Source organism: Flavobacterium sp. N3904 (genome assembly GCF_025947305.1).
Classification (GTDB): domain Bacteria; phylum Bacteroidota; class Bacteroidia; order Flavobacteriales; family Flavobacteriaceae; genus Flavobacterium.
The window spans coordinates 4,207,741-4,229,614 of sequence record NZ_CP110009.1; the positions used below are offsets into that span (position 1 = coordinate 4,207,741).

Genomic DNA, 21,874 nt, shown 5'->3' on the forward strand with positions numbered 1-21,874 from the left:
GTTAGTATTACGGCTAACATTCTGGCGCTTGGCATGGTTGGGGAATAAAGATGCGAGATTTTTTGGTTAAACACAAATTTTGATTTAGTTTATATTCGTTGTCATAGTTTTCAATTCTCTGAATGAATTGTTTATTTTCAAATTCATATTTGAAAATTGCATAATCAGTTTTACTTCTTCTATAATGTTCTATTTCAAAACCTGTAACTTTTCCAATTCTATTTATTCCATTTTTATTTAATTCTCCTTCTAAATAATTTTCCCTTTTTATACTTATTCCAATTATGATAATAATACTTATGACTACCATCGACATATAAATACTTTTTCAATTTTGAATTTTCAGCAATATTTAACCAAAGCATTGGAAAAAGGCTTATAGAAATCATCATCATTACATTTCCAATTGTATCATTATTTGATTTATAACTAAATGATTTACAAATCGCTAAATAATACCCAACAAATATCAGAATTGTTGCGATTATTGACACTATAATCTTATTCCTTATTGAAATTTTTATTAAACTCATAATTTAATTTTAAACGAACAAATTAATCAATTTCAGAATCAATGACACTATTCCAAGAATTACTAAAATTTTCCACCACTTTTTTACATTTTGGTAGTTTGCGTTTTCAGTTTTTTTTATGAATATTCCAAAACCAATCAATATTATTGGCGCTAATAAACTTTTTACAATTTCAAATTTCATATTCTTTATTTTTTGATTTTTTTTCGGGCAAAATTACTGCCAACGTTCCCGCGCTACAAGTAGTTTGGGACTAAATTAAGCCCTATTTTCGGATTTGCCAAATCTTCCCAAATACAAACCAATTTTTCCATTAAGCCAAATCCCCAAATTGCTTGTAGCGTGTGTTGGTGGCAGTTTTTATTTTTTAACGGGATATTTCCCAACTGATTTAATTCCATTTTCTGTAAACTTCAATATTTCTGTTGTTATTGGATATCCGGAATTTTTATATTCTTCAACAACAACTTCTCCAATTCTATTTGAGAAAAATTCAAAATCTTTTTCAGAGAAAATATAACAAAAATCTCGAACTGGAATTACAGCATAAAATGGAAAACCAAAATCTTTGTTTAATTTTTCTTTCATTTTAGGTGCAAATAGAAGTGAACCTTTTAGAGATGTTCTTTCAACTTCTATTACGCCTAACTTTCTATTTTCTATTATTTCAAAGTTTATTTTTGTTTCCGCTAAAAGTTTATCAGCATTAATATTTGCTTGTTTTGTTAATTCACTTTCTGATATTTTCCATCCTTTTATATCTTCTTTTGAAATCCAAGATAACTTTTCATTCTCGCTTACTACATAAACTTTACTAAATTCATCTGTTACTTTTTCATTTATAAAGTTTTTAAATTCAATGTCGTTTGGGAATAATTGAATATAAACTTTATTTTTAGAAATTTCCCAATTTGGAATTCTAGACCAATATGAAGTTATTAGATTAACTAAATCAGTAATATGACTTTCATCAGAATCTCTTTCGTAATTCCGTCGTACATTTTCTAAACTTATTTTCAAGTCATTACCGTCAATATTAATATGAACAAAATCCTCTTTGTCGATTGAATCAATTTTCAAACCACTTTTTCCAAGTTCAGTTTTAAATTTTTCAAAAACAAAATCTTTTTTTTGACCGTTACATCCAAAAAGTCCAAACATAAATATCAGAAGTATTATTATTTCAATTTTTCTCATTTTTTCAGGTAAAATTGCCACCAACTAGTATATATGCGCTATAAACCTTCGTGTATACACTGTTTTTTGGGGTGATAGGCGAAGGTTTACTTCGCTTTATTTTTTTTCAAATATAGAGAATAATAGTCACAACCCTACAAATTATACTTTTTGTAACGATTAAAATATTTCTATACTCTGCTCAGCAAAATAACACATCCTAATAACAACAATTAGTTGGCTCGCCTTCATTCCTGTTAGCCGAACCTAGCATAAAGCTACGCTACCAACGCATAAGGGTACGCTGCCTTAGCATAAAGCTATGTGAGCGTAGCATAAAGACAAGCACGCTTAGCATAAAGACAAGTAGACTTAGCATTAAGACAAGCAGACTTAGCATAAAGACAAGCAGGCTTAGTATAAAGACAAGAAGGCTTAGCATAAAGCTACGTGAGCGTAGCATAAAGACAAGTAAACTTAGCATAAAGACAAGTAGGCTTAGCATAAAGACAAGCTCTCTTAGCATAAAGCTAAGATATCATATGCACAATTAAGGATTGCTACTCAAAAAACAAGGCAAATTCTTTCAAATTATAATTTAATTGCTATTTTTGAAAAGAGAAGAGGACTATCATTTATACGCAACAACAAATTTTACTTTTTTTACAACAACTATAAAAACATAGGGTATGAAATCAATGGCGAAAAAATATCAAACTCAGGGTGCTGTTTCGTATCCGCATATTGGTCAGTTTTTAAGGCAGTATTTTGCCAACAATAACATCAACAGGGCCGATGTTTCGCGGCAATTGGGTGTTGCCGATAGTACCTCAACCCGCTATCTGGTGCAGGAATCACTGCAATTTGGGATCCTCTGGAAAATTTCGGTGGCCGTAAACCACAATCTCCTTGCCGACCTCGCTTCGCGATTGCCAATCGTCTTTGTGTCGCCGAGAGAAAAAGAGCTGGAAACCCAGTTGAAAGCAGCGCAGGAAGAACTAAACACGCTGAAGCTGGAGAACAAACTATACAAAGGCCTACTGCAGAAACAATAAAATACTGCCTAAAACATTGGCAATAGCAAGAAAGCCTTTTATTCTAACTTTCTTAACGATACATTAACATTTGTTATGTATGAATTGAACCTCAATTTAGGACATTTGTATTTTAAACCCAAAACTGATGATTTCGAAGAAAATTATTTGCCTTTTTATACTGTTTTCCTCCCTATATTCCGTTGCCCAAGATGCGGTTAGTAGCGAAAGTACCAAACAAAAATTTACGATTAGCGGTATTATTTCAGATACCAACAGCAATGAGACTTTGATTGGGGTCAATGTGTTGATTCCCGAATCAAAAACGGGGGTTATTACCAATGAGTACGGATTTTATTCGATCACGTTGCCCAAGGGTGTTTATAAAATCGAGATCACTTCGTTGGGTTTTCAGACTATTGAAGAGACCGTCGACTTAAACAAAAATATCAAAAAGAATTTTAAGCTTTCGGGTTCCGAAAATGTGCTGCAGGAGGTTATCATCAATTCCAACGACAGCAAAACCGAAAACCGAAAACCCGAAATGAGTGTCAACAAGCTTTCGGTATCCACCATCAAAAAAATGCCCGTTGTTCTTGGCGAAGTTGATATCATCAAATCAATATTGTTGCTGCCTGGGGTTACCAATGCTGGTGAAGCGGCTTCAGGATTCAATGTTCGAGGTGGTGGAGCAGATCAGAATTTGATTTTAATGGACGAAGCTTCTATCTTCAACTCCTCTCACGTTTTTGGTTTTTTTTCGATTTTTAATCCCGATGCCATCAAGGATTTAAAACTCTACAAAGGCGGTATTCCTGCCCGATATGGAGGAAGGGCTTCGTCGGTTTTGGATATATATCAAAAAGACGGAAACAGTAATGGCTTTCACATGAATGGAGGAATTGGTTTAATTACCAGCCGTCTTTTGGCCGAAGGGCCGATTGTAAAAGACAAAGGTTCGTTTCTTATAGCTGGGCGAGCATCTTATGCCCATTTATTCCTAAAACTATCCAAAGACCAAAAAGACAATGCAGCCTATTTTTATGATTTGAATGCCAAATTGAGTTACAAATTAGACCAGAACAACAGCTTATACATGTCTGGTTATTTTGGTAGAGATGTTTTTGTACTGAACAAAAGTTTTACCAATATTTACGGAAACACAACATTCAACACCCGTTGGAATCATTTATTTTCCGATAAATTATTCTCCAATTTATCGCTAATTTACAGTGATTACTATTATGGATTAGATCTTGATTTTGTAGGCTTTGAATGGGGTTCTGGCATTAAAAACTACAATATAAAATACGATTTCAAAAGCTACCTTTCTGATAAATTAAAATTAAATTATGGAGTGAATGGCATTTATTACGAGTTCAATCCCGGAACAATAAAACCTTCCCAACCCGATTCGGGCATTAATTACGATCAACTCGAGCGAAAATATGCGTTTGAGCCCGCCATTTATATCAATGCAGAGCAAAAAATATCGGACAGAATAGACATTAATTACGGATTGCGATACAGTTTGTTTTATAATGTAGGCGCATCGACCGTCAATTTGTATGCAAATGATAATCCTGTAGTTTTTAATTCCCAGTTTCAAATCTATGAAAAAGGAGTTCCGATAGGAACTAAATATTACAGCAAAAACGAAGTGATCAAAAGCTTTGATTACCTGGAACCCAGATTAAGTGTCAATTACCAACTCAACGAAAATCAGTCTTTCCAGGCGAGTTACAACCGCATGGTGCAATATTTACAATTAATTTCGAATACCTCGTCCCCTACACCATTGGATGTCTGGACACCGAGTGGCACTTATATCAAACCCCAAATAGCCGATCAGGTTGCGGTTGGTTATTTTAGAAAATTCAAAGAGGGAGCCTATTCTGCCGAAGTGAGCACCTACTACAAAGAAGTACAAAACAGATTGGATTATATAGACGGAGCCAATTTGATTGCAAATGACGCCATCGAACAAGTTTTACTGAACGGGCATTTGCGTTCGTATGGTTTAGAATTCATGTTCAAAAAAAATGAAGGAAACTTAACGGGCTGGATTGCATACACGCTCTCCAAATCAGAACAGCAAACTCCCGGAAGAACACCTCAGGAAACAGGAATAAATGACGGGCAATGGTACAACACGGTTTACGATAAAGTAAATAACCTGGCGGTAACAGGCTCGTATTATCTGAATCCAAAATGGACCTTTGGAGCCAATTTTATATACCAAACGGGGCAACCTACTACCTATCCGAACGGGCAATATGAATACCTTGGCATAAAAATCCCAATTTATGGTTTGCGAAATGAAAACCGACTCCCGTCATTCAATCACCTTGACATTTCGGCAACATTGACACCAAAACCCAATTACAACAAAAATTGGAGAGGCGAATGGGTTTTCAGTATTTACAATGTGTATAACCGAAAAAATGCAGCTTCTGTAAGCTTTAGAGAAAATCAGGATACCGGAGCCAACGAGGCGGTAAAGACCTCCATTTTTGGAATAGTTCCAGCAGTAAGCTATAATTTTAAATTTTAAAGAAACAGACTTGTCCATACAAGTAATTAAAACATATAAAAGATGAAAAAATTAATCACAATCCTACTTATTCTAACTTCTGTTGTATTTACTGGTTGCGAAGAGGTGATCAGTGTAGATGTCAACACAGCTCCACCCCGATTGGCTGTAGAAGCCGCTTTGAATTGGCAAAAAGGAACATCGGGAAACCAGCAAACCATAAAACTTACGACTACAACTGGATATTTTGAGAGTGTTATTCCCCCAGTTTCGGGAGCTGTAGTGTTTGTTACCAACAGTTCCAATACGGTTTTTAACTTTATAGAAAACCCAAACACCGGACTCTACATTTGTTCTAATTTTGTTCCGGTATTAAACGAAACATACAAACTCACTATAATTGTAGATGGCCAGACCTATACCGCAACCGAAACCATGTATTCAGTTGCACCCATCACCAAATTGGTCCAAAACGATCAAGGCGGTTTTACCGGAAAAGATATTGATGTAAAAGCCTATTTTAACGATCCTGCCAACGAAACAAACTATTATTTGTACCGTTATGATTATAAAGATGAAAAAAAATCAAATCTTTATGCCGATGAAGATACTTTTTTTAATGGCAATGAATTCTATAGTATTTCCCAAAATGATTCTATAAAAAAGGGTGAAAAAGTGGTGATTACCCATTACGGAATTTCAAAAAGTTATTACAATTACATCAGTATTGTAGTCAGTTTGGCAGGCCAAAGTGGTGGCGGACCATTCCAATCACCGCCATCAACCATCAGAGGAAACGTAGTCAATACAACAAATGCCGCCAACTATCCTTTGGGCTATTTTTCGGTAAGCGAAATTGATTCGAAAGAATACACTATTGAATAAGTGGTCAGAGGTCCGTTTTCAGTCGCAGTCAAAAAAACTTTATATCTTTACATGATAAATCTAAAATCTGCATTCTAAAATCCAAACTCTAAATGTCTTCACACCATATCGTACGCGATGACCAAGAACCCGCCTTAATAATTGCAAACGGCGCAGCTTGCCATCCAGAATTATTGGGCCAGCTACTCGAATGGTCTCCGTTGGTTATTGTACTGGATTCGGCAATGGAACGCGTCATGGAGTTGGACATTAAAGTCGATGTGTTATTGGGTGATTTTGACCGGGGTTTTGATCCCGAAAAATACCAGACCTTGCAATACCCACTAGAAATAATTCATACACCGGATCAAAATAAAACCGACTTAGAAAAAGCTTTTGATTATTTAATTGATCGAAAAATTCCTGCTGTAAATGTCGTTTGGGCAACAGGGCGACGTGCAGATCACACCATTACCAATCTTACCAACATTGTCCGGTACCGTAATTTAATCAAAATTGTCATTCTCGACGATCATTCCAAAATATTTTTATTACCCAATACATTCGAAAAATGGTATACTGCAGGAACTCCAATTTCGCTAATACCCATTGGAATTGTAAACGGAATCAGTTCTGAAAATCTAGTGTATCCATTAGAAAACGACACCCTAACCATGGGCTACAGGACAGGAAGCAGCAATGCTGTTGCCCATGACGGGATTGTTACCATCAATCACACCGATGGTGATTTATTGCTAATGGAATGTATCGATTAGCAAAAGCACTAACCTTCAAGGCAATAAAAACCAGATTAAATAATTTAAATTTTCAAGAAATCATCCCCCAAATTTATTGCTTTCTTAAATTCGAACCTTTTTTCTTTAATTCAAATTAGCTATTATTTTGTAAATCAAGTGTTTTGGCGTGGTTATTGTTATAAAGACAACAAAAATAGTTGCTGGCAGTTCTTGTTCCTTTACAAAAAAGGAATTACTATCTTTGCACCGAAATTTAGAAAATGAAATCAACAAAGGTTACCGAAAAAACAAATTTACATCCAAGAAATCTTCACCGATTTGGATATAACTTTGAACAATTAATAAAAAACCATCCTGATTTGGGAAATTTTGTTTTTATTAATGAACACAATATTGACTCGAGCGATAACAAACTGGCGAAGCATACAATCGATTTTAGCAATCCAGATGCTGTAAAAGCGCTCAATAAAGCATTATTAATTACCTACTACGGCATTCAAAATTGGGACATCCCAGCGGATTTTCTATGCCCCCCCATTCCGGGAAGAGCTGATTACATTCACAATTTAGCCGATTTATTGGCCTCAACAAATAACGGCACTATTCCCGAAGGTGAAACCGTACAAGGGTTAGACATTGGAGTTGGTGCCAATTGCATCTATCCGATTTTGGGAAATGCTATTTACGGATGGTCCTTTGTAGCAACTGATATTGATGAAAATGCGATTCAAAATTGCAAAAAAATAATCGAGCAAAATCCACAATTAATAGAAGCGGTAAGCCTTCAATTGCAGGTAAACCCGCGTTTTATTTTTAAAAATATTATAGAACCCGAAGACAAATTTACTTTTACGATCTGCAATCCTCCTTTTCATTCCTCTGCCGAAGAAGCAATGAAAAGTACGATTCGAAAAATAAACAATTTAGCACCCGAAAGTCTGAATGTTAAAACTGCAAAACCCGTGCTAAATTTTGGCGGTCAAAATGCAGAATTGTGGTGCGAAGGCGGCGAATTGGGTTTTATCAAACAGATGATTTACGAAAGTGCAAAGTATCCGATGCAATGTCTTTGGTTTACCACGTTAGTATCCAAACAATCCAATCTGAATACCATCTACAAAACCTTAAACAATGTAGCGGCCATCCACAAAACGATTGATATGGCTCAAGGCCAAAAAACAAGCCGTATTGTGGCCTGGACTTTTATGACCGAAGCACAACAAAAAGCATGGAAATTTAGTGAGTAAATAAATTGTCAACATCATGGATTTTTTTAAAGTAATTCGAAAAGTTATGAAAAACCATTTGCTTTTATTACTTTTAAAATCAATTCAACCCAATCGTTTACTATGCAGAAATCAGTATCACTCATTTTCCTCTTCTTGCTATTCATAAACTGCAGCACTTCCAAAGAAAAGAAAATTGACGAATACGTTTTTAAAACCAAAAAAGAAAAAACACTATATCTTACTTCCTATAACAAAGCATTGCAACTTTGGCAAGTCCCTTACAAGGAAGAAAATATTGCAACGAGCTTTGGTACTGCCCATATCATCATTAGCGGACCAAAAGACGCAAAACCAGTAGTACTGCTTCATGGCATGGATGCGAGCTCTACAATGTGGTTCCCAAACAGTGCAGCATTGTCAAAAAATCATCGCGTATATGCCATTGACTTCCTGATGGAAGCAGGCAAATCTGAACTAAAAGGAAAGTCACTCACCAGCGATGAAATCGTAAATTGGTACGAAGAAATCTTCAACTATTATAATTTAAAAAATTTTGATATCATCGGAGCCTCCAGGGGTGGATGGTTTGCCACATTACTGACCATTCAAAAAAACAAAAACATAAACAAACTGGTGTTGATAAGTCCGGCGCAAACATTTAATAATGTAGATCAAAAAGGAAAAGCATCGACGGCCATGTTCCTGAAATTTTTTCCAAACAAAAAGAAATTAAACAAAACATTGGATGCGTTTTCCTATTACCCTAACAAAATTAATTCGGTTTATAAAAACCAATTTTACTTGGCCAATAAATATTCCAAATCGAATGCCAGTTTTTTGCAGATGCGCCCTTTTTCGGATGATGAACTCAAAGGAATTACCATTCCCGTTTTGGTACTTATTGGCGGCCACGATGTAATCAATTCCGAGAAAAGCCTGTTGCGTGCCAACGAATATATAAGTAATTGCAAAACGGCAACCATTAAAAATTCGGGCCATTTCGTGAGTATGGATCAATCCAAAGAGGTTGATAAAATGATTGTTGATTTCCTCAAATAGACCAAAATCCTAATTGTTTTTTATTCAAGTCAAACCATTGTTAAAGCCAATATAAAAATTGGAAGTTCTTCTGTTCCTAAGACACTTTTGACTAAATTTGTATAAATTCATATCTTATGAGCACAATCGAATTAAAAAAAATATTGATTTCTAAAATATCTGAAATTGATGACGAAGTTTTTTTGTCTGCAATAAACACAATTTTAGACAGTAAATCAGAAAGTATTGAAAACAAAAATTTGGATTTGCAAAAAATAATAATTCTTGCTGAACAACAAAAAAAGGAAATTCAAAACTCTCAAAAAGAATATTCAGAAGGGAATTATATTGACAATGATGCTGTAAATGAAGAAATGGAAAGATGGTTGCGAGAAGAATAGTTTGGACATCATCTGCAAAACTTCAATCAAAAGCTATTATAAACACTACTCCAACACCCAAATATTGAAAAAAAAACCGATCCCTTAAATGTTCGCGGTTTATTAATTGAAAACTATTATGTTTTCTATGAAACAAATGAAAACCACATTATAATTCTATCCGTTTGGGATACAAGACAAAACCCTAAACGATTGAAAAACCAAAGCAAATGAATTTCCAAGTCATATCCGAATACCAACCCAAAGGCGATCAGCCACAAGCCATCGAAAAATTAGTACAGGGCATTGAGTCTGGCGAGCAATTCCAAACTTTGCTTGGAGTTACCGGTTCCGGAAAAACATTTACGGTGGCCAATGTCATTCAGGAAATTCAGCGCCCTACATTGGTTTTGGCACACAACAAAACCTTGGCCGCTCAGTTGTATTCCGAGTTCAAACAGTTTTTTCCCAACAATGCCGTCGAGTATTTCGTATCCTATTACGATTATTACCAACCTGAAGCTTTTATGCCCGTTACCGGAGTTTTCATCGAAAAGGATTTATCCATCAACGAAGAACTGGAAAAAATGCGATTGAGCACCACCTCATCGCTGCTTTCGGGTCGAAGAGACATTCTGGTCGTTGCCTCTGTTTCTTGCATTTATGGTATCGGAAACCCGGTAGAATTCCAAAAAAATGTTATTGCCATCGAGAAAAACCAAATGATTTCCCGAACCAAATTATTGCACAGTCTCGTTCAGAGTTTATATTCCAGAACCGAGGCCGATTTTACCCCCGGGAATTTCAGGATAAAAGGCGACACTATCGAAGTCTATCCGAGTTATGCCGATGATGCGTTTCGAATTCACTTTTTTGGTGACGAAATCGAAGAAATGGAAAGCTTCGATATAAAAACATCCAAAGTCATTGAGCGATTCGAAAAACTCACCATTTATCCCGCTAATATGTTTGTGACTTCGCCCGATGTGTTGCAAAACGCCATTTGGGAAATCCAGCAGGATCTGGTCAAGCAAGTCGATTATTTCAAAGAAATAGGCAAACACCTCGAAGCCAAACGCCTCGAAGAACGCACCAATTTTGATCTCGAAATGATCCGCGAATTGGGCTATTGTTCCGGAATCGAAAACTATTCGCGCTACCTCGACGGCAGGGAAGCCGGGTCAAGACCTTTCTGCTTACTCGATTATTTCCCAAAAGATTACCTGATGGTCGTAGACGAGAGTCACGTAACCCTTTCACAGGTACACGCCATGTACGGAGGCGATCGAAGCCGAAAAGAAAATCTGGTCGAGTATGGTTTCCGTCTGCCGGCAGCCATGGACAACCGACCGCTAAAATTCGAGGAGTTCGAGGCCATGCAAAATCAGGTTATCTATGTCTCTGCCACCCCTGCCGACTACGAATTGCAAAAATGCGACGGCGTCTATGTCGAACAGGTGATTCGACCAACAGGTTTACTGGACCCTATTATTGAAATTCGCCCGAGCCTGAACCAGATCGACGATTTGATTGAAGAAATCCAACAGCGTTGCGAACTCGACGAACGCGTTTTGGTCACCACACTCACCAAAAGAATGGCCGAAGAACTCGCCAAATACCTAACCAAAGTGTCTATTCGTTGCCGCTACATCCACTCCGATGTCGATACATTGGAGCGCATCGAAATCATGCAGGACCTTCGAAAAGGAATTTTTGATGTATTGATAGGCGTCAACCTACTGCGCGAAGGACTCGATTTGCCCGAGGTTTCATTGGTCGCAATTCTCGATGCCGACAAGGAAGGATTCCTCCGAAGCCACCGCTCGCTCACCCAGACCATCGGTCGTGCCGCCAGAAACCTAAACGGAAAAGCCATCATGTATGCCGACAAAATCACCAACAGCATGCAAAAAACCATAGACGAAACCAATTACCGACGCACCAAGCAAATCAATTTCAATACAGCCAACAATGTAGTGCCTCAGGCATTGAATAAAAAGATCGAAAGCGCCTTTACCAACAACAAATTGGTCGAATACGAATTGGGACACATCATGAATGTAGCGGCCGAACCCGAAACCGCCTACATGTCCAAACCCGATCGCGAAAAACTGATACGCGAAAAACGAAAAGCAATGGAAAAAGCAGCCAAAGACCTCGACTTTATGCAGGCTGCAAAACTCAGGGACCAGATCAAGGCATTGCAGGCAAAGGACTAAACCGCCAAAAGGCATACTGCCGTACGTACGAAAAAGTATCCACTAAAATATATGATTTTTTACCGACTTGTAATCTTTTTTTTCTTATTTTTGAGAAACCAGAAAGCAAAACAAACCTTCGTTTATCCACCTTTTGGGAGTGATTGACGAAGGTTTGTTTGTTTATACAGTATTTATATGCAATTATGAAAAGACACTTCTATTTTTTAGCAACACTACTTCTATTTTTGTCGTGTACTGATGGAAATAAAAATTTGATTACACCAGAAATTAAATCAAATACTGCTAAATCAGATCAAAAGAAAGAGGAAGTAAAACCTGTAATTGATACTATATTAAATGAAGGTAGCGTAATCATTTATGGAGATACAACTATTCAGAAAGATAAAATTAGAGAAGTTCTAGTAAAATTTGAACCATATATAACTTTTGATGATTTTAAAGTTAACATCGAAAATGTCAAAGCTAAACTTGACTTAAATTCTCACGAATTAGGAAGGCGATTCAGAACTGCAATTAGAGAAAGTTATAATGATCCTGAAAATCTTTTTGCAGGGCATTATACCTTTGCTACTTGGGGTTGTGGAAGTCCTTGTCAGATGAATGTACTAATCGATAGAAGAACTGGGAAAATATATGATGCTCCAGATTCATCAGTCGGCTCAGAATTTAAAAAAGACAGTAGAATGTTAATTATTAATCCACCTGAAGAAACAAATTATTTTTACAATAATTGCTCATACTGTAAACCAGAAATATATATTTTAAATGAAATAACAAAAACGTTTGAAAAGAAAGAACCTTATAAAAAATAACTGCATATAACAGCCGTTTGGCGAGATTCAGGTTTTTGGCTTAATTTGAAATTAGTTTTGTATTTGTGATGATATGGCAAATTCGAAAATAGGGCTTAATTTAGTCACATACCGCTGCAGTACCAGAACGATATCAGTAATACACAAAATTATGCGTAAAATCACAACCGAAATAGTAATCGTAATATTACTTTGGATATTCGTTATAAGCTCACTGATTTACAATCCTCAATTTGGAGTTCAATTTATATTTGGAATTGTAAGCCTTACATTTGCCTCAGCAGCGCTGCTATTTGGACACAAAGATTTAGGCCTTGGAATACTAACATTCGCCTTGATTCTTTCAACTTTTAATGCAATTAAATTTAGTGAAGCTTTTGAAGCACATATTGGATTTGTTATGCTAATTCCTTTAATTTTATTAATAATATTGATTTTCTCAAGATTACGTGAGTTAATAAACTTAAGAGAAAAATGGTTTGGAGCTGAGCCAGCAGAAGTTGAAAAAGCACAAGAAAACAGAGTTAATTTTTTCAGGCGTGAATTTCAAAACCTCTCTTCGGAGGAATTAGTTAGAAGAGGAAATAATGATAAATTAGTTGATGAAGCCAGAATTGCCATTGACCAAATTTTGAATGAAAGAAATGTGACACTGAATAAATAATAAGGACTGCTAGTAAAAGCTATTACAACATATTTAGAAAACTAACTAAATCCCAAACCTACTGCAATACCCTAACATTATAACCTATTAAAACAAAAAAAAATATTACCTATGAAAAAAATTACTACTACAATTATTCTAATGTTTTGCTCAATTATTTACTCCCAAAATAAAATAAATGTTTTCACTGGAGTAAATTATTCCTATTTTACAGATGGTATTGCACAACAGATTCTTGCAGAAGAATCCTTCGGTTTGCATATTGGTGCCTCTTACGAGATTCCGTTCAATGAAAAAATAGCATTTCGACCGGCAATTGTTTTTGACCAAGTAGGAGACCGTACACAGACCGACTACAATTATTACAGTAACGAAATTGATCAATTAGATTTAAAACTTACGTACCTAAACATTCCAATGAACTTTAAATTTTGGAACAAAATATACCTTATAGCCGGCCCACAAATTGGTTTTCTGATAAATAAAGAGTCGACTAATGGAAGTGCACAAATTGTTGATTCAGATATCGATTTTGGCTTTAATTTAGGAACAGGATTTACTGTAAATCGATTATTTTTCGAATTTGGAATATATCAAGGCTTTACTTCAATAGGTAAATATCAATATTCTGCAACTGGAAGCACAAAAGACCTTCACAATGGTTATGGTCAATTTACAATTGGATATAATATCAAATAAGAGAAACAGCTTCTAAGTACTACAGTAGATTTGGACAATTGGCTTAATTTAGTCTCGAACACGCTATATTACCAGAAAGTTTTAGGGCATTTTTACTGACCAGCAAAAAAACAATTAAAAAACAATGCGAGCAATTTTAATATTTACACCTTACATTTTAATACCACTTATTGTTACGCTTCTTTTTAGACGATTTACTCATTCATCGAAAAGTCTAACTTATACATTAACAGGGTTAATTATTTTCTTTTATCCTTTTGGACTATTTTGGATTGAAAACTATTTGAATCCACCATCAGGACCGAGATGCGGTAATCCTCAATTCTTTTTTTTTGTCGGACACCTAATTATACTTTTGCCGATTTCATTGTTGATTCAGTATATTTTTAATGTAATGCTATTGACTAATAAAAGCAACCCGCTCTAGTACCAGAAAGTTAACTGTTATTTTATGAAAAAACACTACGGAATATTTTTAGTTATTTTATTTTTTGCAATTAGTTGTAAAAAAAACTCGAATAAAAAAGTGGACGAAAAAAAAACTGAAACTAGAACAATCGTTTTTAATAATAGTAACCCAAAGTATTTATTAAACCCGCCCAAATCTGACACACTTTGTATCAATGATATTGAAAGAGCTAAAAGAGACATTAATAAATATCAAAAATTGTTTATTGAAACTATTTGTTTTGGATGTCGTTCAAAACCGTTCGAAACAGAAATTGAAGAAGTATTAAAGAAACGGAAAATTAAAAAAGTAATAGAAGACATTGGATGTGTTGGTTATGAAGGACAAACTCAAGGATGTTATAGTGGTTACATTAGTTTAAAAATGAAAGAACAATATGGAGAGAATTATTTTTCGGAAATTGAAAAAGAAGCTGAAAGTATTTTTATCAAAAACATCATCGAAAATAATAAAGTTGTAAGCATTTACGATTTAGAGGATAAAGAAAAACCAAAAATAATAAGTCGAGAAGTTTACATAGAAGGCGATTATTATACTAACATAAAAGTAAATTTACCTGTTAAAATTGATAGTTATAAATCTTTGTTTGCTGACATAACTTTTACAATAGAAAAAAACGGAACAATAGGTAATTTAAAAGTTAGTAATTGGGTAAATGATGCAGTAGATGAAAAATTCAAAAAAGATTTAATTACTCAAGCGATAAAAACTTTAAAAGAAAACTATAATCATTGGAATCCTGGAAAATATAAAGGTAACATAGCACGAACCCAAAACACATTGAGAGTAAACTTTGTGTAAAAAACTACCGGTAACAGGTTCACAACTGATTTGGGCAATTGCCTTAATTCCAAACGATACAAAGAACATCAAAAAAGTCGCTAAACAGCGACTTTTTTTTTAAGAAAACTTTCATTTGCGAAAAGAAAACTCGCAACTGCGGCGAGAAAAATCGCAACTTCATTTAGAAAACTCGTAACTGCGGAGAGAAAACTCGCAACTGCGACGAGAAAACTCGTAACTGCGACGAGAAAACTCGTAACTGCGGAAAGAAAACTTGTAACTGCAGGGAGAAAACTCCCAACTGCGGGAAGAAAACTCGTAACTGCGACGAGAAAACTCCCAACTGCGGAGAGAAAACTCGTAACTGCGACGAGAAAACTCGCAACTGCGGAGAGAAAACTCGCAACTGCGGGAAGAAAACTTGTAACTGCAGGGAGAAAACTCGCAACTGCGGGAAGAAAACTCGCAACTGCGGAAAGAAAACTCGTAACTGCGACGAGAAAACTCCCAACTGCGGAGAGAAAACTCGCAACTGCGGAGAGAAAACTCGCAACTGCGGGAAGAAAACTCGTAACTGCGGGGAGAAAACTCGCAACTGCGGAGAGAAAACTTGCTACTGCGGAAAGAAAACTCGTAACTGCGGGAAGAAAACTCGTAACTGCGGAAAGAAAACTCACAACTGTGTTCCAGACAATAGCACTCAACCCGCTGTTAAAGGAATAGTACTAACGTGCTGTAAACGAAACCCGCATATAACTTAATTCAGCTGCTCCTGAAAATGATTCAACAACACCTCTGCCGGAATCATGGCACTTGGAGACGCTTTCATCAATTTCAAAATACGGTTGGTAGCCCCCGGATTCAGCCCCATATTGATGGCAATTTGACGTATGGCCTCTTCCTCTTTCTGATGCAAAACACCATCAATATGCATCAACAATGCTAAACGATAAAACTGCTGTATCCTTTCAAATTCCGATTTTATAACACCAGCGGGCAATTCCTGATGAAACAAATCCTTAAATTCTTTTTTGCTGATGCCTAACTCTTGGGCAACAATCCAAACAAATTGGTATTCTCTTTCATGCAATCTCCCATCAACAACCGAGAATGCAATCATCTCCGACAATAAATTGATTTTTTTTATGTGTGTGTCCATCAAATTAGTATTTTTAGCTAAAATATTCTTTTTTTCTAAATCTAAAAATTAAATCGTCTTGAAATTAATTTACTTCATTCCGCTACTCTTATTGCTGCACAAAACCAGTGCACAGGAGAGCACGGCTTCCAAACAGGTTTCTACTTTTACCATCGAAGCCCCTCAACTGAAAACAAGCCGAAAAATTTGGTTGTACTTACCCAAAAACTACGAGACTACAACCAAAAAATACCCAGTCATTTACATGCACGACGCACAAAATTTATTTGATGCCAAAACTTCTTTTGCAGGCGAATGGAATGTAGACGAAAAATTAGACAGCCTCAATGCACAAGTAATTGTGGTAGGGATAGAAAACGGCGGCGAAAAACGATTGGAAGAGTTAACACCCTACAAAAATGAAAAATACGGTGGAGGCAACGCCGATAAGTACTTAGAATTTATCGTAAATACGTTAAAACCCGAAATCGACAAAAAATACCGAACAAAAACCAATGCCAAAAACACCACCATTATGGGAAGTTCTTTGGGCGGTTTGACTTCTTTTTATGCCGTTATAAAATATCCAAAAGTTTTTGGTAAAGCCGGCGTATTCTCCCCCGCCTTTTGGATCAATCGAAAAGACATCAACGAATATATGGCAAGCAGCAAGAAAGTAACAGCCAAAATTTACTTTCTCTGTGGCGACTCAGAAGGCGATGACGACGACATGGTAAACGACCTCAACCACATGGAAGTGTTACTGAATAAAAACCGCTGCTATTGCTTGAATCTAAACAAAAAAGTAATTGTAAAAGGCGGGCATCACAATGAAAAATTGTGGAGAGATGGTTTTGTAGATGCCATTATTTGGTTAGGGCATTAACTTTTACTAATAATTACAACCGCTATTTCACAAAAAGCCACAAGGTAAACACAAAGATTCACTAGAATAAGCTTTAAAATTCTCGGTGAATCTCTGTCTTTTTTTTCTTTGCGAATCGCTGTGAAACTTTTAGTTTTATATCAAAGCTATCTACTTTTTAGAATACTCTTTTTCCATTTGTGTGATAATGCTTTTTATCGCCTCAGAACCAATTCCTTTGGCCTTGATGACTTTGTTTCTGTCCAGAATATAAATCACTGGCGTGGTCACCACATCGTATTTATCTTTGAGATTGTTGATATGGACGCCATCATAAACATTGATCCAATCGATTTTATTGTCAATAATGTACTTTTTGTATTTGTCAAAATCATTTTGTGTGTACACCCCAAAAACTTTCACATCTTTGTTTTCTTTCAGTAAATCATGGTAAAGATCAAGGATTTTTGGCACTTCTTTTTGGCAATGGCCACAATCGACATCCCAAAAAATTAGAATCAAATAATCAGCTTTTATATTCGATAGTGTCACATAATATTTTTCGATTTCCGACTTATTGTCGTAATAGATTTTGGTGATTTCTTCGCTAGTTTTGGCGGTATCAAAACCCATTTTCGCAATTTTATCATGAGTGGGAATGTCAATCATATAAAGATCGGGAGCCGTTTTCCCGAGTTGCAATGGAGCCAGAACATTGCCGCGGTTTATAATGAGTTTGATCACGCTATCGTCATAAACTCCGTTGGCTTTTCCAGTTTTAAAATAATTATCAACCATATAGACAAACACTTTGTCCATTCCCATGATTTTCGGAATCTCATATGTAGAGGTAAAATAGGCCAACAAAAGCATATTCATCTTGGTACCTTGCTTGGTTTTGCTCATCATTCGATCAATCTCTACACAAATAGAATCCGGATGTTGCACCACAACGGTATTGAAATATTGTTTTATTTTATTGGCAAAAAACGGATTGCGCAACATAGCATCATCCTGAAAATTGACACCATCCCAAAAATGTTTTTTATAATATTTGTAGGCAAAAATACTGTCGGGTCTCCCATTAGAAACATTCGGTATATCCTTGGCTGTTTTCTCTGTCTTCAAATTGATTATTTCAGCAAGGTAATTTCCTTTGTTTTGAGCAATAGTACTCAAGTCCTTTTCCTGAATCGTGGCGTTCAGAACTTTAAATTCTTTGGTTAAAAGCGCTACGGAATCAGGCTTTTTCTGCTCTTTTATCGCCTTTTTGAAGTTGTCGAATTCTTTGTTTTTGGCACTGACAAAGCGTATATAATCGAAGAAATTCTTGTTTTGATTGGAATTGACCGCTTTTAAATTCTCCAGTAAATTGGTTTTATCCGAAGTGATTTGTTGCTTTTGGGACTGTTCGTCTACAATAAAATCAAAATAATTCCCTTTTTCCTGACTCAATAAAAAGTAAACACCTTTGTCTAAATTCTTCTTCCCTTTGAAAACAATATTTCCGTTCACCACTTTCTTGCAGGTGTCTGAAACGTACAATTTGTCAAACTGATAAAAAGCCAGATAAGCAACGGTATCTTTACAATGCTGCAAATTAATTTTGATTTCATGACCCGTTTGAGCATGCACGAACATTAAACCAAAAAAGAGAACGAAACTCAGTATAATTTTCTTCATAATTAGTAATAATCTTTGGAGCACTTTAGTCTTAAAATATTTTTTATAGAATAAATCTCATTTTATCATTCAAAAATAATTGAATTTAAATCGAATTTCAAATTTCACAGAGTGTTTTTAATGTCAGAAAAACAATAAGCAGAAATTGATTTGTTAAATGCTTATCTTTGCACTTTAAATACATAAAAATGACAAATAACGATATATTCAAAAAACTTCGGGTAGCCTTGATGTTGCGCGATGATCAAATAGTAGAAATTCTAGAATTAGTAGATTTTAGAATTACAAAATCAGAATTGGGTGCTTTTTTCCGTGATGAAAAACACGAAAACTATATGGAATGCGGCGATCAGGTATTGCGCAATTTCCTAAACGGATTGGTAATTCATTTGAGAGGAACGAAAGAAAATCCTAAAAACCCAAATGACGTTTTGGCTAAGCACAAAGCGCAGATTCCGGCAAAAGAAAGCGACTCAAAAAGAGCAGAATTCAAGCCAAAAGCAAAAGATGAAGAAAGAGCAAGAGGTGATCAAGCTCCCGGAAAATCGAATGCAGCCAAAAAACCATCAAAAAAACAATTCCCAAAAGGAAATGACAAAATACAGGTTGTAGAAAAAGTCAAATACAATTTTGGTAAAAACAAAAAATCCTAATCCATCTTGAAAACAGCTTTAATTATAGGCAGCACAGGCCTTATTGGTTCGCAATTACTGCAGCTTCTTTTGGAGAGTGACCAATATTCTCGGGTTATCACTTTCGTGAAAAGAGACTCCGGTATTCAACATCCTAAATTAAAGCAACACATTATTGATTTTGACAATCCAGAAAGTTATCGTGATTTGGTTGAAGGAGATGATTTCTTTTGCACCATCGGCACAACCATAAACAAAGCCGGAAGCAAAGAAGTTTTCAGGAAAGTAGATTTTGAATATCCTGAACAATTTGCAAAAATAGCGACCCAAAATAAAATCAAACAATTCCTTATCATTTCTTCCCTCGGTGCCGACGCTGCATCCTCTAATTTTTATTTGAAAACAAAAGGCGAAATTGAAAATTTACTCAAAACCTTAGCATTAGAACAAATAAGCATTTTGAGACCTTCCCTCCTTTTGGGCAATAGAACCGAATTTAGATTAGGAGAAAAAATAGGTGCTTTTTTTATGAAAGCATTCTCATTTATGTTTGTTGGAAATTTAAGAAAATACAAACCTATAGAAAGTGCAACGGTTGCCAAGGCTCTTTTTGCAATAGCACAACAAAACAACAAAGGATTTACAATTTATGAATCGGACTCGATTCAAGAAATTGGAAAGCAATAAACATCAAAGCCTGAATTTTCATTCAGGCTTTTCTATATTTCTAAAACTATTATTAAGAACTACAGCTTAACATAGAACATCCTACTTTGTCTCTTGCCCAATCGGGTCTTTTGGCAAACCATTTTTGGCTTTCAGGTTGTTCATCATAAGGTTTTTTGAGCAATTCAAACAGTTCATTCAGCAAAGAATAATCACCTTTATCGGCAGCATCAATACAAAGTTGCGCCATATAATTACGCAATACATATTTGGGATTTACACCATTCATAAATTGTTTTCTTTCGCCGTCCGTAATTGTCTCTTGATTGATTCGGTCAATATATTGTTGCAACCAATTATGCCAGTTATTCAAAACAGATTCACTACCATCATTTTCATTATAGAAAGCTTCTTTAATTCTATCCAAAGCAATTTCTAAAGCATCTTCTTTTTGAACATCACTTAGATTTCTAAAGAAAATAGTCATATCCGTTTCTATCAACTGAAGCAGTTCGGTAAGATTTTCGATCAAAACTGGATCTTCGTCCTTATTTATTTTGAGACCAAGTTTATTTCGCATCATATTCAAATACTTCTTTTGATAATCAGTACTAAAAGCATTTAAAATAGTCTCAAGCGGTTTGGCATCATTAATCAGGGGATACAAAGCATTGGCCAGTTGGTACAAATTCCACAAAGCAATATCGGGCTGATTGCCAAATCGGTATCTTTTATGCTGATTGTCGGTTGTATTGGGAGTCCAATCGGGATTGTAATCTTCCAGCCATCCGTAAGGACCATAATCAATAGTAATGCCGTGAATCGACATATTATCGGTATTCATAACACCGTGAACAAAACCTACTCGCTGCCAATTCACAATCATATCAAGAGTAGTCTGAGTTACCGTTTGAAAAAAGTCTAGATATTTTTCAACACCTTCACTTTTAATATCCGGAAAATGATGTTTGATGGTATAATTCGTTAATAATTGCAGTGTATCATGATCTTTTCTGGAAGCAAACAATTCAAAATTTCCAAAACGGATGAACGAAGGTGCCACTCTACTTACAATAGCTCCTTTTTCATAAGCGGGATTTCCATTATACATTACATCTCTTAATACTTTATCTCCAGAAAGTATTAGCGAAAGCGAACGTGTTGTCGGAACTCCCAAATAATGCATGGCTTCGGCACACAAATGTTCCCGTATGGATGAACGCAAAACCGCAAAACCATCGGCTGTTCGGGAATACGGCGTAGGTCCAGCGCCTTTTAATTGTAAAGTGTACGAAGCATTATTATGAAGCACTTCAGTCAAATTAATGGCACGTCCGTCACCTAATTGCCCGGCCCAATTCCCAAATTGATGCCCTGCATAAGGCATAGCATACGGTTTGGTTCCGGGATAAATGACATTACCAGAAAAAGTGTTCAAAAAATCTTCTGAATGAATATCATCTTCTGATAACCCTAAAAAACAAGCCACCTCAACCGAAGCGTGAATTAAAGACGGATTTGAAGGCTTTTTTGGTTCTACATAAGAGAAACAAGCTTCTTGTACCTGTCTCGGAATATTAATTTCACTTGGATCAGCAGGCAATTCGGCAGTAAAATTATTTTGGATATGAAGTTTCATTTTTTTACTAAATTAATATCACGTAAAGGTATTTCATATTGCAGACATAATTAGACC

The 21,874-nt window shown here is 35.6% G+C and carries 22 protein-coding genes; 16 read left to right on the top strand and 6 right to left on the bottom strand.

The window, feature by feature from the left end; translation table 11 throughout:
* Nucleotides 1-13: 13 nt before the first annotated feature.
* On the bottom strand, nt 14-310 hold the full coding sequence (locus OLM57_RS17975; protein WP_264565065.1) for a hypothetical protein: 297 nt from the start codon (nt 308-310) through the stop codon (nt 14-16).
* Between the two features lie 583 nt (nt 311-893).
* On the bottom strand, nt 894-1,730 hold the full coding sequence (locus OLM57_RS17980; RefSeq protein ID WP_264565066.1) for a hypothetical protein: 837 nt from the start codon (nt 1,728-1,730) through the stop codon (nt 894-896).
* Nucleotides 1,731-2,398: 668 nt separating this feature from the next.
* Between OLM57_RS17980 and OLM57_RS17985 the strand changes: the two genes are divergently transcribed.
* The 13 genes from OLM57_RS17985 to OLM57_RS18040 all read left to right on the top strand — a co-directional run bounded on the left by OLM57_RS17985 (nt 2,399) and on the right by OLM57_RS18040 (nt 15,212).
* Nucleotides 2,399-2,764: a hypothetical protein gene (locus OLM57_RS17985; RefSeq protein WP_264565067.1), complete on the top strand. Its 366-nt coding sequence runs from the start codon at nt 2,399-2,401 to the stop codon at nt 2,762-2,764.
* A gap of 127 nt (nt 2,765-2,891) precedes the next feature.
* On the top strand, nt 2,892-5,297 hold the full coding sequence (locus OLM57_RS17990) for a TonB-dependent receptor (protein WP_264565068.1): 2,406 nt from the start codon (nt 2,892-2,894) through the stop codon (nt 5,295-5,297).
* Nucleotides 5,298-5,339: 42 nt separating this feature from the next.
* Nucleotides 5,340-6,161: a DUF4249 domain-containing protein gene (locus OLM57_RS17995; RefSeq protein ID WP_264565069.1), complete on the top strand. Its 822-nt coding sequence runs from the start codon at nt 5,340-5,342 to the stop codon at nt 6,159-6,161.
* Nucleotides 6,162-6,253: 92 nt separating this feature from the next.
* A complete protein-coding gene (locus OLM57_RS18000) occupies nt 6,254-6,916 on the top strand; it encodes a thiamine diphosphokinase (RefSeq protein WP_264565070.1) in 663 nt (220 codons plus the stop codon).
* Between the two features lie 242 nt (nt 6,917-7,158).
* The gene (gene rlmF, locus OLM57_RS18005; RefSeq protein WP_264565071.1) at nt 7,159-8,145 is read left to right on the top strand and encodes a 23S rRNA (adenine(1618)-N(6))-methyltransferase RlmF; all 987 of its coding nucleotides are present in this window, start codon (nt 7,159-7,161) and stop codon (nt 8,143-8,145) included.
* Between the two features lie 102 nt (nt 8,146-8,247).
* Nucleotides 8,248-9,186, top strand: coding sequence for an alpha/beta fold hydrolase (locus tag OLM57_RS18010; RefSeq protein ID WP_264565072.1), 939 nt, complete (start codon nt 8,248-8,250; stop codon nt 9,184-9,186).
* Between the two features lie 116 nt (nt 9,187-9,302).
* Nucleotides 9,303-9,566: a hypothetical protein gene (locus tag OLM57_RS18015; protein WP_264565073.1), complete on the top strand. Its 264-nt coding sequence runs from the start codon at nt 9,303-9,305 to the stop codon at nt 9,564-9,566.
* A gap of 105 nt (nt 9,567-9,671) precedes the next feature.
* Nucleotides 9,672-9,779 carry a hypothetical protein gene (locus OLM57_RS18730; protein ID WP_413614355.1) on the top strand — a complete coding sequence of 36 codons (108 nt, stop codon included), beginning with the start codon at nt 9,672-9,674 and terminating at the stop codon, nt 9,777-9,779.
* Entirely contained in the window at nt 9,776-11,764 is a 1,989-nt protein-coding gene (gene uvrB, locus OLM57_RS18020) for an excinuclease ABC subunit UvrB (RefSeq protein ID WP_264565074.1), read from the top strand. The genes OLM57_RS18730 and uvrB overlap by 4 nt, the downstream gene beginning before the upstream one ends.
* Before the next feature lie 185 nt (nt 11,765-11,949).
* Nucleotides 11,950-12,579, top strand: coding sequence for a hypothetical protein (locus OLM57_RS18025; RefSeq protein WP_264565075.1), 630 nt, complete (start codon nt 11,950-11,952; stop codon nt 12,577-12,579).
* Between the two features lie 151 nt (nt 12,580-12,730).
* Entirely contained in the window at nt 12,731-13,243 is a 513-nt protein-coding gene (locus OLM57_RS18030; RefSeq protein WP_264565076.1) for a hypothetical protein, read from the top strand.
* Between the two features lie 111 nt (nt 13,244-13,354).
* Nucleotides 13,355-13,942, top strand: coding sequence for a porin family protein (locus tag OLM57_RS18035; RefSeq protein ID WP_264565077.1), 588 nt, complete (start codon nt 13,355-13,357; stop codon nt 13,940-13,942).
* 451 nt (nt 13,943-14,393) lie between these two features.
* Nucleotides 14,394-15,212: a hypothetical protein gene (locus OLM57_RS18040; protein ID WP_264565078.1), complete on the top strand. Its 819-nt coding sequence runs from the start codon at nt 14,394-14,396 to the stop codon at nt 15,210-15,212.
* A gap of 80 nt (nt 15,213-15,292) precedes the next feature.
* Here OLM57_RS18040 and OLM57_RS18045 read toward each other — a convergent pair whose 3' ends face one another.
* Together OLM57_RS18045 and OLM57_RS18050 are read right to left on the bottom strand one after the other, a co-directional pair.
* Nucleotides 15,293-15,898: a hypothetical protein gene (locus OLM57_RS18045; RefSeq protein ID WP_264565079.1), complete on the bottom strand. Its 606-nt coding sequence runs from the start codon at nt 15,896-15,898 to the stop codon at nt 15,293-15,295.
* Between the two features lie 53 nt (nt 15,899-15,951).
* Complete coding sequence (locus tag OLM57_RS18050; RefSeq protein WP_264565080.1) at nt 15,952-16,353, bottom strand: TerB family tellurite resistance protein; 402 nt, start codon at nt 16,351-16,353, stop codon at nt 15,952-15,954.
* A gap of 58 nt (nt 16,354-16,411) precedes the next feature.
* Between OLM57_RS18050 and OLM57_RS18055 the strand changes: the two genes are divergently transcribed.
* Nucleotides 16,412-17,218, top strand: a complete 807-nt coding sequence (locus OLM57_RS18055; protein ID WP_264565081.1) for an alpha/beta hydrolase — start codon at nt 16,412-16,414, stop codon at nt 17,216-17,218.
* Between the two features lie 150 nt (nt 17,219-17,368).
* On the opposite strand, the gene OLM57_RS18060 is transcribed toward OLM57_RS18055, so the two are convergent.
* Nucleotides 17,369-18,880, bottom strand: coding sequence for a thioredoxin-like domain-containing protein (locus OLM57_RS18060; protein WP_264565082.1), 1,512 nt, complete (start codon nt 18,878-18,880; stop codon nt 17,369-17,371).
* A 188-nt stretch (nt 18,881-19,068) separates the two neighbouring features.
* Between OLM57_RS18060 and OLM57_RS18065 the strand changes: the two genes are divergently transcribed.
* Together OLM57_RS18065 and OLM57_RS18070 are read left to right on the top strand one after the other, a co-directional pair.
* Nucleotides 19,069-19,533: a DUF1456 family protein gene (locus tag OLM57_RS18065; protein WP_264565083.1), complete on the top strand. Its 465-nt coding sequence runs from the start codon at nt 19,069-19,071 to the stop codon at nt 19,531-19,533.
* A 6-nt stretch (nt 19,534-19,539) separates the two neighbouring features.
* Complete coding sequence (locus OLM57_RS18070) at nt 19,540-20,199, top strand: NAD(P)H-binding protein (protein WP_264565084.1); 660 nt, start codon at nt 19,540-19,542, stop codon at nt 20,197-20,199.
* Between the two features lie 52 nt (nt 20,200-20,251).
* Here OLM57_RS18070 and OLM57_RS18075 read toward each other — a convergent pair whose 3' ends face one another.
* On the bottom strand, nt 20,252-21,817 hold the full coding sequence (locus OLM57_RS18075) for a protein adenylyltransferase SelO (protein WP_264565085.1): 1,566 nt from the start codon (nt 21,815-21,817) through the stop codon (nt 20,252-20,254).
* Nucleotides 21,818-21,874: the final 57 nt, after the last annotated feature.